This window comes from Photorhabdus akhurstii, from assembly GCF_018448925.1.
Taxonomy (GTDB): Bacteria; Pseudomonadota; Gammaproteobacteria; order Enterobacterales; family Enterobacteriaceae; genus Photorhabdus; species Photorhabdus akhurstii.
In genome coordinates, this window is record NZ_RCWE01000174.1 from 1 (window position 1) to 223 (window position 223).

Annotated in this window: 1 rRNA gene; it reads right to left on the reverse strand. The window is 49.8% G+C overall.

Annotation, left to right across the window (positions count from 1 at the left end):
- Nucleotides 1-223: ribosomal RNA gene (locus EAE93_RS25810) — 23S ribosomal RNA — on the reverse strand; the annotation flags it as partial.

Consider the following 223-nt stretch of genomic DNA (forward strand, 5'->3'; position numbering starts at 1 on the left):
TCGGTTGATTTCTTTTCCTCGGGGTACTGAGATGTTTCAGTTCCCCCGGTTCGCCTCATTAACCTATGGATTCAGTTAATGATAGTGCAACGCATTGCACTGGGTTTCCCCATTCGGACATCGCCGGCTATATCGCTTCATATCAGCTTACCGACGCTTTTCGCAGATTAGCACGTCCTTCATCGCCTCTGACTGCCTAGGCATCCACCGTGTACGCTTATTC